Source organism: Croceicoccus ponticola (assembly GCF_004004515.1).
Lineage (GTDB): Bacteria > Pseudomonadota > Alphaproteobacteria > Sphingomonadales > Sphingomonadaceae > Croceicoccus > Croceicoccus ponticola.
Window position 1 is genome coordinate 331,686 of sequence record NZ_RXOL01000001.1, and the last position, 15,781, is coordinate 347,466.

The 15,781-nt window shown below is 57.5% G+C and carries 14 protein-coding genes and 1 tRNA gene; 8 read left to right on the forward strand and 7 right to left on the reverse strand.

Features of this window, described 5'->3' with window-relative positions; genetic code table 11:
* Window positions 1-4: 4 nt before the first annotated feature.
* Window positions 5-1,345, reverse strand: coding sequence for a 3-phosphoshikimate 1-carboxyvinyltransferase (gene aroA / locus EKN06_RS01645; RefSeq protein WP_127611133.1), 1,341 nt, complete (start codon window positions 1,343-1,345; stop codon window positions 5-7).
* Between the two features lie 188 nt (window positions 1,346-1,533).
* On the opposite strand from aroA, the gene EKN06_RS01650 reads away from it, so the two are divergent.
* From EKN06_RS01650 to EKN06_RS01675, 6 genes are all read left to right on the forward strand, one after another.
* On the forward strand, window positions 1,534-1,848 hold the full coding sequence (locus tag EKN06_RS01650; protein WP_127611134.1) for a TIGR02300 family protein: 315 nt from the start codon (window positions 1,534-1,536) through the stop codon (window positions 1,846-1,848).
* A gap of 220 nt (window positions 1,849-2,068) precedes the next feature.
* Window positions 2,069-2,144: transfer RNA gene (locus tag EKN06_RS01655), tRNA-Ala, on the forward strand.
* 100 nt (window positions 2,145-2,244) lie between these two features.
* Entirely contained in the window at window positions 2,245-4,002 is a 1,758-nt protein-coding gene (locus EKN06_RS01660) for a site-specific integrase (RefSeq protein ID WP_127611135.1), read from the forward strand.
* Between the two features lie 393 nt (window positions 4,003-4,395).
* Window positions 4,396-5,226 carry a hypothetical protein gene (locus EKN06_RS01665; RefSeq protein ID WP_127611136.1) on the forward strand — a complete coding sequence of 277 codons (831 nt, stop codon included), beginning with the start codon at window positions 4,396-4,398 and terminating at the stop codon, window positions 5,224-5,226.
* 54 nt (window positions 5,227-5,280) lie between these two features.
* Complete coding sequence (locus EKN06_RS01670; RefSeq protein ID WP_127611137.1) at window positions 5,281-6,105, forward strand: hypothetical protein; 825 nt, start codon at window positions 5,281-5,283, stop codon at window positions 6,103-6,105.
* Window positions 6,106-6,276: 171 nt separating this feature from the next.
* Window positions 6,277-6,903, forward strand: coding sequence for a hypothetical protein (locus EKN06_RS01675; RefSeq protein WP_127611138.1), 627 nt, complete (start codon window positions 6,277-6,279; stop codon window positions 6,901-6,903).
* A 217-nt stretch (window positions 6,904-7,120) separates the two neighbouring features.
* Here the strand turns inward: EKN06_RS01675 and EKN06_RS01680 are convergent, their stop codons facing one another.
* Window positions 7,121-8,341, reverse strand: coding sequence for a reverse transcriptase domain-containing protein (locus tag EKN06_RS01680; RefSeq protein ID WP_127611139.1), 1,221 nt, complete (start codon window positions 8,339-8,341; stop codon window positions 7,121-7,123).
* 159 nt (window positions 8,342-8,500) lie between these two features.
* Here EKN06_RS01680 and EKN06_RS01685 point away from each other — a divergent pair, with 159 nt between their 5' ends.
* Both EKN06_RS01685 and EKN06_RS01690 read left to right on the forward strand, forming a co-directional pair.
* The gene (locus EKN06_RS01685) at window positions 8,501-9,268 is read left to right on the forward strand and encodes a recombinase family protein (RefSeq protein ID WP_205693790.1); all 768 of its coding nucleotides are present in this window, start codon (window positions 8,501-8,503) and stop codon (window positions 9,266-9,268) included.
* Between the two features lie 85 nt (window positions 9,269-9,353).
* Window positions 9,354-9,545, forward strand: coding sequence for a type I restriction-modification system subunit M N-terminal domain-containing protein (locus EKN06_RS01690; RefSeq protein WP_205693791.1), 192 nt, complete (start codon window positions 9,354-9,356; stop codon window positions 9,543-9,545).
* Window positions 9,546-9,692: 147 nt separating this feature from the next.
* On the opposite strand, the gene EKN06_RS01695 is transcribed toward EKN06_RS01690, so the two are convergent.
* The 5 genes from EKN06_RS01695 to EKN06_RS01720 all read right to left on the reverse strand — a co-directional run bounded on the left by EKN06_RS01695 (window position 9,693) and on the right by EKN06_RS01720 (window position 15,403).
* Complete coding sequence (locus EKN06_RS01695) at window positions 9,693-10,538, reverse strand: hypothetical protein (protein WP_127611140.1); 846 nt, start codon at window positions 10,536-10,538, stop codon at window positions 9,693-9,695.
* A gap of 101 nt (window positions 10,539-10,639) precedes the next feature.
* The gene (locus EKN06_RS01700; protein ID WP_127611141.1) at window positions 10,640-12,007 is read right to left on the reverse strand and encodes a glycosyltransferase family 2 protein; all 1,368 of its coding nucleotides are present in this window, start codon (window positions 12,005-12,007) and stop codon (window positions 10,640-10,642) included.
* 429 nt (window positions 12,008-12,436) lie between these two features.
* The gene (pal, locus tag EKN06_RS01710) at window positions 12,437-12,940 is read right to left on the reverse strand and encodes a peptidoglycan-associated lipoprotein Pal (protein ID WP_240654556.1); all 504 of its coding nucleotides are present in this window, start codon (window positions 12,938-12,940) and stop codon (window positions 12,437-12,439) included.
* 283 nt (window positions 12,941-13,223) lie between these two features.
* Window positions 13,224-13,898 carry a response regulator gene (locus EKN06_RS01715; RefSeq protein ID WP_127611143.1) on the reverse strand — a complete coding sequence of 225 codons (675 nt, stop codon included), beginning with the start codon at window positions 13,896-13,898 and terminating at the stop codon, window positions 13,224-13,226.
* Entirely contained in the window at window positions 13,895-15,403 is a 1,509-nt protein-coding gene (locus EKN06_RS01720) for a sensor histidine kinase (protein WP_127611144.1), read from the reverse strand. Before EKN06_RS01720 ends, EKN06_RS01715 begins: the two co-directional genes overlap by 4 nt.
* Between the last annotated feature and the right edge of the window lie 378 nt (window positions 15,404-15,781).

The following is a 15,781-nucleotide window of genomic DNA, read 5'->3' on the forward strand; positions in this document are numbered from 1 at the left end:
GTTTTCACGCGCGAGCCTGCGCCAACAGGGTTTCGAACATCGGGAAGCTGGTGGCGATTGGTGCGGTATCGTCGACATCCACCCCGTCGCGGCTGACAAGTCCCGCCACGGCCATGGCCATCGCGATGCGGTGATCGAGGTGGGTCGTTATCGCATCGGCGGTCCCGCGGAGCGGCTCCCCGCCACTGCCGTCGATAATCAGCCCGTCCTCGCGTTCTTCGACCCGCGCACCGGCGGCGGTCAACGCCGCGGCCATGGCGGAAAGCCGATCCGATTCCTTGACGCGCAATTCGTCGAGACCGGTCGTGACGGTACGGCCATTCGCCACCGAAGCGGCAACGAAAAGCACCGGGAATTCATCGATCATGGCCGGTGCCACGGCAGGATCGACATCGATTCCCGTCAGACCGGAGTGCCGGACGCGCAAATCGGCGACCGGTTCGCCGCCGACTTCGCGCCGATCCAGTTCGTCGATACTGCCGCCCATGGCGCGCAGCACGTCGAACAGCGCGGCGCGAGTGGGGTTGAGGCCGACGTTGGCAACGACAAGGTCCGATCCCGGCACCAGCAGCGCGGCCACGACGAAGAAGGCGGCAGACGACGGATCGCCAGGAACTACGATGTCCTGCGGCTTAAGGTCGACTCCGCCACGAATGCGGATAACGCGGTCGCCAGCGACTTCTTCGACCGTCAGGTCCGCGCCAAAGCCGGTCAGCATGCGTTCGGTATGGTCGCGCGTGGCGACAGGCTCGATCACCGTGGTTACACCCGGCGTGTTCAGCCCGGCGAGCAGGACCGCGCTCTTCACCTGCGCGCTCGCGACGGGAAGGCGGTATTCGATGGGCACGGCAGGATGCGCGCCGCGCATCGTGAGCGGCAATGTCTGGCTGTCGTTGGCGCCCGGCGATGCGGTGAAGGCGGCGCCCATGCGCGACAAAGGTTCGATCACCCGGCCCATCGGCCGTTTCGACAGGCTGGCGTCGCCGATAAAAGTTGCGGTAATGCCATTGCTGGCGACAAGGCCCATCAGCAATCGGGTCGAAGTGCCCGAATTGCCCATGTCCAGCGCGGTTTCCGGTTGCAACAGCCCGCCGACACCGACGCCGTCGATGACCCATGTGCCATCGTCCCGCCGCTCGATCCCCGCGCCCATTGCGCGCAAGGCGGCGGCGGTGGCCATTACGTCTTCGCCTTCGAGCAGGCCTGTCGCCGTCGTCCGCCCGACCGCGAGCGCGCCGAACATCAACGATCGATGGCTGATCGATTTGTCGCCCGGCACGGCGATGCGGCCCGTAAGCGGTGCGCCGGGCAAAAACCGGCGAGGAGAAGGCGAATTGGCGTTCATGAAAGCGTGGGCCCGTGATGCTGGGGCGATCCCCATTCGGCGGCGGCTTTTGACAGGGGCGTGCCGCTATGGCAAGGCGCGCGCTCTTCGCGCCGGGCGGCTGCTTGCAGAACCGCTTTCGCGAAACCAGATTAAGCATGCAATCATGCCCCGTCATGAACCGGGGCGGCTTTCGAACGAGGAACTTCATGGTCAAGCCTGAATGGGGTGCCAAGCACACCTGCCCGAAGTGCAGCACCCGCTTCTACGATCTCGGCAAGGACGATCCGGTCACCTGCATCGAGTGCGGTAACGAATGGACGCCCGAACCGGTGCTGAAATCGAAGCAGCCGATTCCTTATGAACAGCAAAAGGAAGAGGTGAAGGAAGACGACAGCGATCTGGCCGACGACGATCTGGACATCGACGACGACGAAGATTCGCCCGACAACGATGTCGATCTCGGCGGCGACGACGATCTTGGCGTTGCCAAGGCGAAGGACGACGACGAGGAAGATACCTGATTTTCAATGCGAGGGGCGGGGCCGCGAGTCGGTCCTGCCTTTCGGATCCGCCTGTCCGACCTTCGCGTCGCGGCAGGTTTTTCGATCCGGTTGACGGAAGACGAATTTCCCCCTTGCCAGCGCAAGGGCGTCTCCCTAAAGAGCCGGCTCCCGACGCGGTGACGACATCGTTTCGGGCCGGAATGCCTACCAGGGGCATTCTCCATGTCGATGGAAAAACGGGGCCGTAGCTCAGCTGGGAGAGCGCTACAATGGCATTGTAGAGGTCAGGGGTTCGATCCCCCTCGGCTCCACCATCGTCTATCTAACCTCCAGATATTCCTTAAAACCTAAGGATTACGGCGGTTTCCTTTTCCTCCTGCTACACAAAACTGCTACAGTGCAGGAGTGGAACAGGTGGCAAAACCCAGAGGCCTGCAACTGCGAGGCCGGACCTACTATTCGCGCATTGTCGTGCCCACGGCACTGATCCCGAAGTTCGGGCGACGCGAAATCCTGAAGAGCCTGAAAACGAAAGATCGCCGGGAAGCCGAGGCGCTTCACTTCAATGAGGCAGCGCACTGGGCAGCGGCCTTCGTAGAGGCCGAACGCGAACTGCAACCGGACGATACCGCGCAGCCGTCGAAGAACCACCTGAGCGAGGCGGAAGTCGCTGCACTGGCCCGTAAGTTCTTTCAGCGTCGCAAGGCGGCACTGGACTTTCGGCAGCGGAGTTCGGCTGATCCAGACGACGAACGCGAGGCAGCTACCGAAGATTTGCAGTGGGAAATTTCCGCGCTGCAATCGTGGAACGAACCCGATGCCCACCGTCTGGTAGGCGAAGCAGAAGCTGAGGTACTACAGCAAGCCGGGGATGATGCCCTTCTTGAAGGCAAGGCGGCTATGCTGTTGGCCGAACTCATTCGCCGCGCACTCGTGCAACTGGGTTCACTGGAACTGGCCCGGATGCAGGGCGACTACCGCGACAGGATTGAGGATAGCTTCTTCCGCAACGCCGGAGCCTCGAACGTGGGCACGGCATCACAGGTGGATGCTGGCCCCACCTTGGGCGAATGCATCGACCGCTATCAGACCGAGGTTCTCGAGCTCCGTCCGGTGTCCGAGAAGACCCGTATCAAGCAGAAAGCCTTCCTCAAGCAGGTCGGGGCCCACTTCGGGCGGAAAACGCTCCTAGGGGCCATTACACGGGCCGACTGCAATGCCTTTCGAGACATTCTCGCCAAGCTCCCGCCCAATTTCAACAAGAAGAGCGGGGAGCGATCCCTTGCCAAAATCGCGGAGGCCAACCGAACTGGTCAGTACCTCGCATGGGAGACGCAGAACAATTATCTCAAACCGCTCTCCGACCTGTTCGACTGGGCGCGGCGGGAACGGCTCATAACGGACAATGTTGCGGAGAAAATTTCTCCGTTGGCCACTCGCAAACCAGCGGACGAGCAGCGAGACCCGTTCAATGCAGAGGAATTGCAACGAATATTCGATATCCCCATGTTCACCGGCAGCGTCGATGACGAGCGCCGTTTCAACAAGCGCGGTTCCAACCTGACCCGCCGCAGTCGTTATTGGGCACCCTTGCTCGCCCTTTTCACCGGCATGCGGATGGGGGAAATTCTCCAGCTTAACCCGGACCATATATGCACGACGGCTAAGGGTACGCACTTCATCGTTCTGACCCGCGACATGAAGCTTAAGACTGGCAGTGCCAGCCGCGAGGTGCCCATACACCCGCAGTTGATCGATCTTGGCTTTCTGGAGTGGGTGGAAAGCCGCCGAAAGGCGGGGGTAGACCTACTCTTCGACGATGTGCCAGCCGGACCGGATGGCTATCGCACGAGCACTTTTTCAAAACGCTTCGCTACGGTGCTCGGTTCGGCATCGCTACCAGCTAATCGCAGGGCCATGCTGTGCTTCCATTCTTTCCGGCACACCTTCAAGGATGCCCTGAACGAGACTGGGGCCAGCGAAGAGCAGAAGGATGAAATTTGCGGATGGGCGCGGAGCAGTAAGACAGGCCGACGTTATGGTTCCGGGCTGAGTGCGGACCAGCTTAAGCCGTTTGTTGATGCGGTGACGTTTGACGTCGACTTTTCGCGTCTCGAAGACGCATACAACGGCGCCATTGCCGACAGCAAAAACCCCGAAAAAATCCAATGATTTCTCGCGCGCGCGCGTGACAAACTAAGGAGTATCCCAGCCCATCTTTTCCGGGGGGCTATCACAGCAACCCACCGACGAAATTTTGAAACCCGTTGCACGGATCGGAGGGTGATTTTTCGCGCCCGCAACAATCGTTGTTGATCGCCGCGCCCCATCATCTAATCTGGTCCTGCTCCCGGCACTGTGTCGGGAGTGGGGCGTGGAAACCCCTCTGAGACACCTCGGTCACCGATTTCGGAGGCCGGGTGGCATGCGCGCATGTCCAAGGCCTCGGCCCAAAGGCGCATGCGCTCGTTGTCTCAGCGGGTTTCCAACATCCGGCTTTGGCCGTCGCCCCATGGACGAATTCGGGGCGACGGATGCGAATGTCCCCGAGCAAATGGGGGCAACATGCAGAGCGCGGCACGCGAGAAACTTCCTCAGCGCAAGGTCAACAGCCTACTGGTGATAGGCATCCTGTTTGCGCCGGGTATCTTCGTCTGGTTCCTGCTGCGGCAAGGCCATAGCACGCTTGCAAGGGTGATCGGCTTTTCGTGGGCGGGCTTCATGCTCCTCGTGTGGGTCGCGGTCGTCAGTGCCGGTCCTCCAGACAGAGGAGCCGATGCAGAACGATTGGCAGAACCTATCGGTCAGGGTGAGTTCGCGAATGTCGAGGATGAAAAACAAGCCGTCACTGCCAACAGAACAGTCGAGGGGGAAGCACTACAAGATGCTTACGATGCTCCAGCTTTTGGTAAACTCAAGAATGCGCAAAAAGATGAGAGGGTAGGGCGACTGAGGGAGGGAGCGGCTCGTGCCGCGAACAATCGAACTTTGAAGCAGCCTACTGGATCGAGGTCGGTGCGGTGGATTACCAATACTTACTTGGCCGGTTGTCCTGTGGCATCGGATTGGTTCGAAATGCAGGAAGCGGTCGAGCGGGGCAACATGTCAATTGACCACCCCGATCGCTGCATCGTTATGCAGCCCGGCACGGTCATCATTGCCCCGCCTGAGGGTAAGCGAGAGACCATCACGCACAAGGGTCACGAGTATGAGAAAGCGTCGCTACAGGATGGCCGCGTGTTTTGGACTGATGAGATGGACGATGTAAGCCTGACCCGCTTTGAGGCTGTTGGCCAGCGAGAGATTGCTTTTGTCTCTGCGATGACGGATTTCGTAATTGTGTGTGCGAAAGCTGTCGATCGGCAAACGACGACGTTTCAGACATGGGCGGCTTGAAAATTCAACTCATTCAGCCGTAGGATTTTTTCGCGACATCTCTACACTTCGCGGATGCAGCTACCCTTCCCGCCCGAACACCCGGCCACCATCGCCAAGACTCAAGTTGCACTACCTAGCGGTTCTTTCATCAGAGCGCTGCCGTTCACGGTGGAGGAGACACAGCGGTTCCGTGTGGACGCGATGGTGTTGTGCGCGGAGATTATGGCTTCGGCCTATATCCAGATGATCGAACTGGCGCTCAGATCGAAATGGGAGCAGGCACTAAGCGAGACGACGCGATCGGGCCATCTCGACATCGGCATGTTCCAGCACGCATGGTCAATGGTCGATCAAATCTACAGCTTGCGACTGCTTCTCCGCAGCCTCGCTTTCACCGGCGATGATGTGGCCGCCTTCATGGTGGCGACTGAGCCAGCCTACGTTCTTCGCAACCGGATGGACCATTTGGACGCCCGCATCCCCAACATCGTCGCGTCCAGGGACAACTCGCGCAGCTTGTTCGGTAGCTTGTCCTACTTCGTAATTGGGGCTGTGGTAGGCGAGCCGAACGTGGATGTTTTCGCCGTGACGCAGCATGCGGAGCCCATCCGGCCAAGCGAGAGCATCGCCGCGTTTCGAATTCCCGCCGAGATACGGGGGCCAATCGGAAACTTCGTTCTGAACGCGGCTGGTCAGGAATTAGACCTCGACCGAGCGGTGCTAACGCTCGGGCCAGTGATGGTCCGAACCAACGAGGGCTTCGAGAAGAGCATCCGCGTTCAATCCGCTGAGAAGGCTGCGGAACACGGCGTCGCGGAGAGTGATTTGTTGGCACATCACGGCGCTGGGCTGAAATTAATGATTGCGCTTAATGCGCGCGAACCGGACGCAAGCTGAACACTTGGCGTAGCGAAGCGTCTCGTTGTCCGCTTCCCACAACATTCAGGACATTTAGCCTGCGCGCATTGTTGCCTAAAAGCCGACAAAAATATCTCGCGGATTGGCGAACTAATTGTGACATAGGATACTGAATTTGCTAATATATTTCCAGAACATAGGGCTGGAAATATGATCGATAATCGTAAGCGTGTCAGGCAGTTGGAAGAGATAGGCCGCATTCGGTTGTCGGAAAACTTCTTCCTGCGGGACTTTCTGCATAGTGAGATCGCTGCGGTGTTTGGTATCGGCAACGAGCCGGATGATGTCGATCTTGCCGTCGCGGCAGGGCGAAGGTTGTGCAACGAACTATTGGAGCCGCTGCATTGCACGTTCGGCAAGGTCTGCATCCGATCCGGCTATCGATCACGACAACTGAATGCGCTGGGCCATCGGCTGCGGCTCGGATGCGCCAGCAATGAACGCAATCGCGCTTCTCATATTTGGGACGCTAGGGACGCTCAGGGCCGCATGGGGGCCACGGCGACTATCGTCATACCTTGGTTCGTAGATCGTCTCCAGGAGGGCCTAGATTGGCGTGCAATGGCATGGTGGGTACACGACCACCTTCCATACTCTTATATGTGCTTCTACCCCCGTCTGGGTGCCTTTAATTTGCAGTCTCGAGAGGAGCCGGAGAGGCGGGTTTTAAGCTGGAGGGAGCCGAAAGGGGTAGTTGATCTTGACGATATGGTGGCCGCCGAGCGGTTCAGAGAGAGTTATCAAATATTTCCAGATTTTCGACATGCGGATGTTTGAGGCCGGTGCCTATTTCAATTCACTGCTGCGGCAAGCGAACCTTTCGCCAGCCCATTCAGGAACTACCCAAAAGGACCTGTCGCTTCCGAGTTGAACCCGGTTCAGTGGGATTTAGTAGGCGGAATGGCGGCGTCTACGATCTTGGCGGTTCCTACCTCAAAGATCGATGCTCGCCTAACCACTATGTCCTCCTTGAGACGCTTCGGGATGCTCAACGTCACGCGGGCAGCCCTATCTTTCGCATGAAATCGAAATTGATGAAGCGATCGTAATAGGCGTCCTCGATCTCGTGCGCGGCCTCACTGACCCGCACTTCCATTTCGAAACACCAGTTGTCGATTTCTCTGAAGCCGGAGAAGTGGTCGCGAATGACCTGTTCGGAACTGCGAGGGTTTCCATCACCTCTTGCAATGTCTTCTTGCACAGCAATGTCGATCGCATCTTCCATATCTGACCAAGCCCGATGGCTCATATGGATCGTGATGCGCGATCCGCGCGCAGCGACGAAGTAGGAGAGGAAATTGAAGCCGTCTTCAGGTTCTACGCATCCGGGATGGTTGCGCAGATCGAATGGACCGGCAGGGTGTTCCTCGAAATATTCTCGGCACAAGGCGATAATTGCCGAGAGCGTCTGACCATCCTGCGCCGCCAGAAACAGGTTATCCCCGTAAAGGACGGCGTGGCAATCGTGGGGGGCGATTTGCGCGGCCAAGCTGTTAAACAGCGTGGCCAGAATGATGCTGGACGAGGGCAAACCTTGCAACAATCCCTGGGGTCCATTCCACCTGCGACCAACCGATCCATGAGAGTATACACACGAATGGCGCACTCCCTTTTCACGGAAGGTGAGATTGCGATAATCGAGACAATGCCCAATCACCAATCTCGGCAAGGGAAGCAGATTATATAGGTTGTCCATCCGTACGGACTGATAGCAGTCACGCACATCCCCAATGAAACAGTGGCTATAACCTGCTTCCAGTGCTTCTTTGACGGCGCCGATCGCAGCATCGCGACCACGCCCCTTAATGTCGTAAATGTGCCGCTCCGGCTGGAACCGAGCCTCCAGAACGTCCTTGATCAAATACGAACATGCGGCGAGAGCGGGAGGCGGTGAGCATATCGGTCGAAAACCCCGACCCGAGTTTTTCGCCTGCCATTCGAACGGAACGATACCGTTCTTGGCCGTGAAAGGATCGGCCTGCGCCGAGAGACGGTTTACCGCGCTATCACCGGCTTCATCCGAAAGAGTGCGGATTGCCGCCCAATCGCGCATGTCGGTCCGGTTGAGATAGGCAAGGCCTTCGCGGTACAATCGGCCATGACGGCCAGCCGCGGCAAGGCTCTCAAGCTCATCCTGCAACGATTTCGCTTCGCGCGAGAGGCGGCTGATTTCGCGGCGGCGCGCAAGACTGCGAGAGGAGGGAGGAAGTACCATGCCACCAAGATTGAGAGAGGCCAATGATTCGTCAAGACCGAAATTTTGCAACTGGTGCAACAGAATGAAATATAGAGAAAGATTTTTACTTGACGAAGGATTTGATTTATAAGGTGATAATACTAAAATCGTTCATCAAGAGTTATTACAGGCAGTATTTTGCAACGCGTTTCACCAATTACGGACAGTATCGGGTATCTGCGGGTGTCCACTGCGCAGCAAGGCAGGTCTGGTCTCGGCCTTGATGCCCAGCGTGAAACCATCGCAAGATTTGCGGAACGGGAGAGCTTTCCGGTTACCGAATGGTTCACCGACGTCGAAACCGGCAAGGGGAGTGATGCCCTCGACCGTCGCCCCCAGCTTGCGGCAGCCCTGAATGTTGCGCAGCGCCTCAAATGCCCGATCGTCGTTGCGAAACTCGACCGGCTGTCCCGCGATGTCCACTTCATCTCGGGCCTGATGGCGCAGCGCGTGGCGTTCGTAGTGGCCGAACTGGGATTAGATACGGACCCGTTCCTTCTGCACCTCTATGCGGCATTGGCCGAAAAGGAGCGGGCGCTTATTTCCGAACGCACCAGAGCCGCGCTTGCCAGAAAACGGGCGGCAGGAGCTATCCTCGGCAATCGAACGAACCTTCGTGAAGCTCAGATTGCAGGAGCCGCCGCCAACAGGGCAGGGGCGGACCGCTTTGCCGCGAACGTTCTCCCAATCATTCGGGAAATCCAAAGTCTTGGTACTCACAGTCACCGGGCCATCGCGTCGGCACTCACCGCCAGAGGCGTTCGGACTGCGCGGGGTGGAAAATGGACTGGTGTGCAGGTTGGGCAACTGCTTCAGCGTGGCCGCCAACTCAATGTTTCAACGGGGCGGAGGCATGATCCGGCGAGCGCGCAGTCGACTGCGGAATCGCCTTGCCGCTCTTGCTAGTCATTCGCCCCCGAACACTTTCGATAGCGTGGTTGCAGTGTGCCTCCAGCCGAGTAAACGATGGGTAATTATTCTCGGGGGATCAATGGCAAAGCTGACGCAATCCGAACTTGAACGGCACCTGTGGGGCGCGGCGGACATCCTGCGCGGCACCGTAGATGCCGGGGACTACAAGCAATATATCTTCGGCCTGCTGTTCTATAAGCGCCTGTGCGACGTGTGGCAGGAGGATTTCGAGGTCCCCCCTCCGCTCGGTAGGAGGCAATCACTCGGTTGATGTTGCTCCGAGATTTGAGGGGTGGAGTGGCCTAGCCGAGTAAGTCGATGAGGCTGCTACAAACGGCGCACTCAAATGTCGTGCAACGCGTTGCACCAATGTGCCTGCTTATGAAGATGCGCATCAACGGAAGTCCAGATGAGCTTTCTAAAAGCGAAACGTCACACCCGCCCGGCCCATCAGATAATCGTAATTTGGTCCTGCAGAGATACTGTCATTGGAATAGGCGATTTCCGAAAACACATCCAGCTTTTGCGAGGATTGAGGGCTTTCCAGACGTAGCTGAACATAGCGGGCAGATTGCCAGTTGCCGCCGGTGGAATGCTGCGCACCAACTCCTCCGGCAGCGAGATACATCCAGCCTGCGTTATCGAACCGGCGAACCTGAACCAGTGGCAATAGCCGGATGAAGTCCCTTGGCGAGAAATAGTCGAATTCGCCGGGCTCGGTCGAATGGTAATATCTCACGTCGAGCCGAGTGCTGATGCCAGCTTCTGCCTTTATGACGTGCGAAAAGTGCCCTCGCAGGTGTAGCCGTTCATTTTTTCCGGAAAATGCCTGAACACCTGCGGTCACTGCCAAAGTATTTGCCGGGTCGATGGGGATGTCCATGCTGGCACCCGCAAAAGTGTAGTAGATTTTCTGTGTCAAACCTTGATTTGTCTCGACGATGTCACGTTCGAGGAAGAATGTGCGCGACCAATCGGCCCGTCGCAATTCGGCGTTGCCAAGCAAGGTATCACCGTTGGTGCCGAGCCGCGCTTCCCAGCGCCAGTCCGTACCGAGCCGATCAGCAACGTCGAGATAGACCCGATCTTCCTCTCTGTTGTCCCCATTCGATGGGCTGAACCACGCGTGCTCTATGGCAAGACCAGCGTACTTCTCTTTTCCCTCGAAGTTCCAGAGCGCTCGACCGAGCACCTTCAGAACGTCGTTGCCTTCCGTGTCAGTGCTAGCCCAGACCTCAACTCCGGCAGCGGGCCGCAAGTTCATTGTCGCAGGTCCCTCTGCATCCTCGGCATGAGCGGTCTGATTGCCACCCAAAAGGGACACTCCAGCCGCAGCGATAACCTGACCGAATAGGCGAGAGCGCATCATTTCGTGCCCCAATGCTTGCGCTGGCGTGTGAGTTCGCAAATGTATCCCCAGACGCAGATGGGTTGCATCACGAGCGCATAAACGAGGACGTAGAAAAGAAGGCCTCTGCGGTTCCGCCTGACTTTGAGACCTTCATCCTTGAACATCCTGTTCTGAATTCGAAAAATGACAATGTTCCAGAGGCCTGCCAGCGGCAGAATGGCGAGCGTCATCGGGCCAGCGATCCAGTAATGTCCGAATGCAGCCAAAATCAGCCCCGGCGTGAAAACAAGACTGAAGGTCAGATCGAGGGGGAGAAACAACATGTTCCACCAGACAAAGAGCGTCGTGAGCCGGGGTTTGAACAGCAGGCCTTGATGACGCTCTAGAGCCTCCACCAAGCCGCGTGACCAGCGCTGTCGTTGCCGAGCAAACTGTTTGAATGTTGGAGGTGCATCGGTCCAAAGAATAGCATCTTCGGCATAGCCGATGCGGTATCCCTTCTTGAGCATCGCCCAAGTGAGAACAATGTCCTCACCAACGGTTTCGGGCCAGCCACCCACCGCGTTCAATGCATCCCGACGATAGAGGGAAAACGCACCCTGAGCGACCAGCGTTCCATCGTACATGCTCTGCATGCGTTTGACGGCCGCGATCCCATGGAAATAGTCCCATTCCTGAGCGCCTGCCATCAAGGTTTCGCGGCTGTTGCGCACGAGAACGGCACCAGCCACGGCCATGGTGCCGGGAGGGTCGGACAAGAACCGTTCGACAATCTGTCTGATGCTGTCGCGACGAAGTCGACTGTCTCCGTCAATTGTGCAGATCAGATCGTGCTTTGCTTCGGCAAGGCCAGAGTTGAGCGCAGCCGCTTTGCCCCGGTTTTCTGCGAAATCAAGCAGACGAATGGAGATGTTCGGCGGTAGACCGTTTTCGAGGATGCCAATCCTTACACGTTCGGCGGTAGCATCTGTCGAGCCATCGTTGACGACCAGCGCCTCGATTGCTCCGGAATAGTTTTGCTTGACGATACTGTCCAAGGTCGCCCGGATTGCGTTCTCTTCGTTGTACGCTGCAACGATGAGTGTAACGCCGGGATAGTGCGGAAACGCCATACGTGCAGGGCGACGATCCATCAGCAAGGAAGCTACAAGAAACGCGTTCATGAAGCCGGGTACGAATGCGATGAAAGAGATTGCCCAGAATGCGAATAACGGATGCGTGATTGCGCCCAGATCTTTCATCCAAGGTTGGGCGAGTTGAATACTGAGTGTCGTCCACGCGATCGCAATCAGCAAGGAAATGACATATTTGAAACGGGTTGACCGATTGCTGCGATGCGCGACCGGGAAACTCAGATCATAAGTGCCGATTGGATCGAGCATGGCCGATGAAGGGGTGGCTGAAGAGCAGTGTCTCTGCTTGCGCAGAGACACTAGCAGCCCTTCTTGCCGTTTCCTTTTGCACAACCGGGATTGGTGGGCTGGCCCGATACGGGTGTGGTCGTTCCGCTGGACGTTCCCGTCCCAGTACTCGCGTTCGCATTCGAAGCGGTCTGTGCTGTAGTGCCTGTACCCGCACTGTAGCCATTCGCATCGCCCTGTGCAGGCGCATTCGCTCCAACGTAAACATCGGTCGCCGCAGAATTGATTGAGGCGCGGATGTTCGCACCAAGAGACAAGGTTGCGGCACCCAGACCAACTCCGACAACGGCAAGGATTAGCGCGTATTCAGCCGATGAGGCCGCCCTACCTTCGCTCCAGAACTGTTTGTTCATATCGGCCTCCGTTGCCGGGTGTGCATGCCATTAACGTTCAGTCGATCGTGATGGTGACGGCCCGGCGATTGCGTTCCCATGAAGCTTCATCCGAGCCGAGCGCGACCGGGCGTTCTTTGCCGTAGCTGACGATTGACAAGCGTCCTGCATCGAGGCCGAGCGAAACGAGGTAGTTCTTGGCTGCGTTGGCACGCTTTTCGCCAAGCGCGAGGTTGTATTCCCGGGTTCCGCGTTCGTCGCAGTGGCCTTCGATCCGCGCCGTCTTGTACGGATAGCGTCTGAGCCAAGCGGCCTGCTGCTGAAGCGCTGTCATGTCGATGCTATCGATGTTGTACCTGTCCGTTTCGAAAAAGATGGTGTCGCGACCCTGCATCTGGGCGAGGAAGTCGGCCTGCGAACCGGGTGCCGGGCCAGTGTCAGCCGACGCTTCGTATGGCGTCGCATCCGGGCTGGGCGGCAGTGCTTCCGGTGGCTTCTTCGAACAGCCGACCAACGCGACCCCAAGGACCGAAACCACAGCGAACTTGAAAATCGGTCTCAACACAACCTCCTGCTTCACGGCAGTCAGCGAGCTTGCGACTGGACGTGTCGTCATTTTTACGAGGTCTGGGATGACAGCGTTACCATGCGTTTTTTACACGCCAAAAGGATGTAAAAATCCCGTAGAAACACGATCGCTTTCGATCGAGTACAATTGTGGTGGGCCTACGTAAGAAGCCCGTCACTTTAGCGGAGGCCGCCACTGCCTGGGTCGACGGAACGTGTCCCCCGACAACGTTCTGTCGACCTTTTTCTAGCTGGCGTAACTACCGAGCAGGATTGTGCTATACTGAAAGCCGGTATCCCACACCCGGCTCCGTCAGTATCAACTCAGGTTCGGACGGATCATATTCGAGCTTCTGACGGAGCAGGGCGATATAGCTCCTGAGATACTGGCCATCTGCATGGGGATCGTTCCAGCCTGCAATCAGAAGCTTGCGCTGGGTCGCAACCTGACCGGCGTTTCGGCAAAGCACTTCAAGCAATGCGAACTCTTTAGGGGAAAGCTTCACCTCATCGCCCAGCAGCCTGACCTCGTGCCGCCTGAAATGCACGTAAAGCTGGTCAGAAACGAACTCGTCATTGAGACTGCCATCGGCAACTTCTCGCCTGCGCTGGGCAACCCGCAACCGGGCGAGGAGTTCGCCTATTCCGAATGGTTTATTGACGTAATCATCGGCGCCTTCATCGAGAGCCCTGATCTTGTCCTGCTCAAGATGGCGTGCTGACAGCACGATAATGTTGGCGCCGGTCAATTCCCGCAGTTTTGCGATGATCTCTATCCCGTCACCATCGGGCAGGCCAAGATCGAGCAGCACGAGGTCGAACTCGGAATTTTTTGCAGCAGCGAGGGCTTGATGCAGAGTTTCTACCGGCGAAACGTCGTGTCCTTGCGCTGACAGGACCGGTGTCAGCGCTCCTATGATTGCTGGTTCATCATCGACAATCAAAATTTTCATGGTGTGTCCTGCTCGGGTTCAGCAGCACTAGCAACGAGCGGGAGCGCGATCGTGATCCGGGTGCCACTCCCAGTTTCGGTTAAACTGCGCGCCGAGATCGAGCCGCCGAAAGCATCGACGAAGCCCTTGGCGATATAGAGACCTAGGCCACTTCCGTGCCGATGAAATCTGTCCCCGGCTCGGTAAAAGCGCTCAAAGATGTGCGCCATGTCGGCTGGCGGGATGCCGGGACCGCTATCCGTGATTTCAAGAACGGCAGCTTCGGCATTCTCACTGATCCGCACAAGGACCGGTTCATCGCTTGCTCCATGCAGAAGCGCGTTTTCGAGCACGTTGAAGATGACCTGTTCGAGCATGGCCGGGTTCGCCCTGACGATAGTAGACGGGGTCATCAGATCCTTTGTGATGGCACTATCTGGGAAGAGTTGTCGGGCCGAACTCAGGACGACCCCAAGGATTTCAACAACGTCAACTTCGCGAAGGAGCGTTTCAGATATTCCCGACTGAATGCGGCCCATGTCGAGCAGGTTCGCAGTATATCTGTTCAACCGGCTACACTGTTCGCTGATTGTGTCGAGCATCGTGTCCTTTTGTGCGTCTGAGAGCGTACTTCGGAACAAGCGCAAGCTGGTGGCAGCCGCCTCTATGGCAGTCAGGGGCGTACGCAAGTCGTGCGAAACCGACGACAGGATGGCCGTCTTCAATTCTTCGGAACGCTGCATAGCTGCGGCTTCCGCAGCTTTTTCCAGCAGCAGGCAGCGATCAACCGCCAAGGCGAGGAGATTGGCTAGAGCCTGAAGGTCAGGCAAGTCGCTGTCGCCTCGTTGCTTGGGCGCCACGAAGAATTTGACGATCCCATGCTCGCCGTTGGAAGCGTTCAGAACATGGGCCTGAAACGGCGATGTGGTTTCCCCGGAGGTATCATCAGCCAATAGGGCGGTTAGGGTATCGGGCAGATGACCTTCCTTGCCCGATCTCAGTAACGAGCCATCACGGTGGATATAGATTTCTAGGTCCACAAGTCTTTCCAGCGGAAGCAATCGCCGCGTGATCTCCGCTACATCGCTGGCGCTGATGGCCTGTTGCAACTCGCCACTGACTTGAAGCAGAAAACGGCTTCGTCTTTCCGCTGCTCGCGCCGCCTTGGCACTATCTGCCAGCCGTCCGGCCAAGGCACCCGCTGCGATCGCGCTCACGTTGAATGCAATCAATGGGACGATCTCGTCCGCCGTCGAGACGCCGAACATGAAGACGGGTTCGCTCAAAAAGAAATTGTAGACGAATGAGGCGGTCAAAGCGGCGACAACGCCGGAATAGACGCCAGACCGTGCGCCAATGGCGATCACACCCATGAGAAAGATCAGGACCGCTGTGATCGGGCGATCTAGGCTCTGCGCGAGATAGGTCCCGGCTGCGGCCAGAACGAAAATCAAGATGTTTATCGCGACGCTTGCGAGCATGTTAGGCGCGATGGAGCGCTCGTGCTTGGTGAAAGTTTCAAACATGCTGCCCCCTTAGCAGAGGACGGGAAGGAGTAAGCATACGGCATTTTTACGCCGTTGTGGAAGAGAGAGCCCGTTGAGGTCAATTTCACGTCAAGGAACATTCTCAGGAGCAACCAACCAACACAGCGGAGTGCTTCACTTGTCGCATGGAATTGGCGCCGCTGCGTTAGCTTTCATTGCGAGAAATTGACCGCGAAAATTCTGTAGCAACTTGCTCAATGCTACAGAATGTGGCTACAAAGAGCGCTGTAGAAGTCGGAAATTTGCATTTGAATTAGATGGTTATGGGCAATTTCGAGGCTCCCCCTCCGCCACCTGGAGGCGTCCATCCGGTTGATATTCATCCCAGATTTGAACAGTGGAGTTGATTTGTAGAGC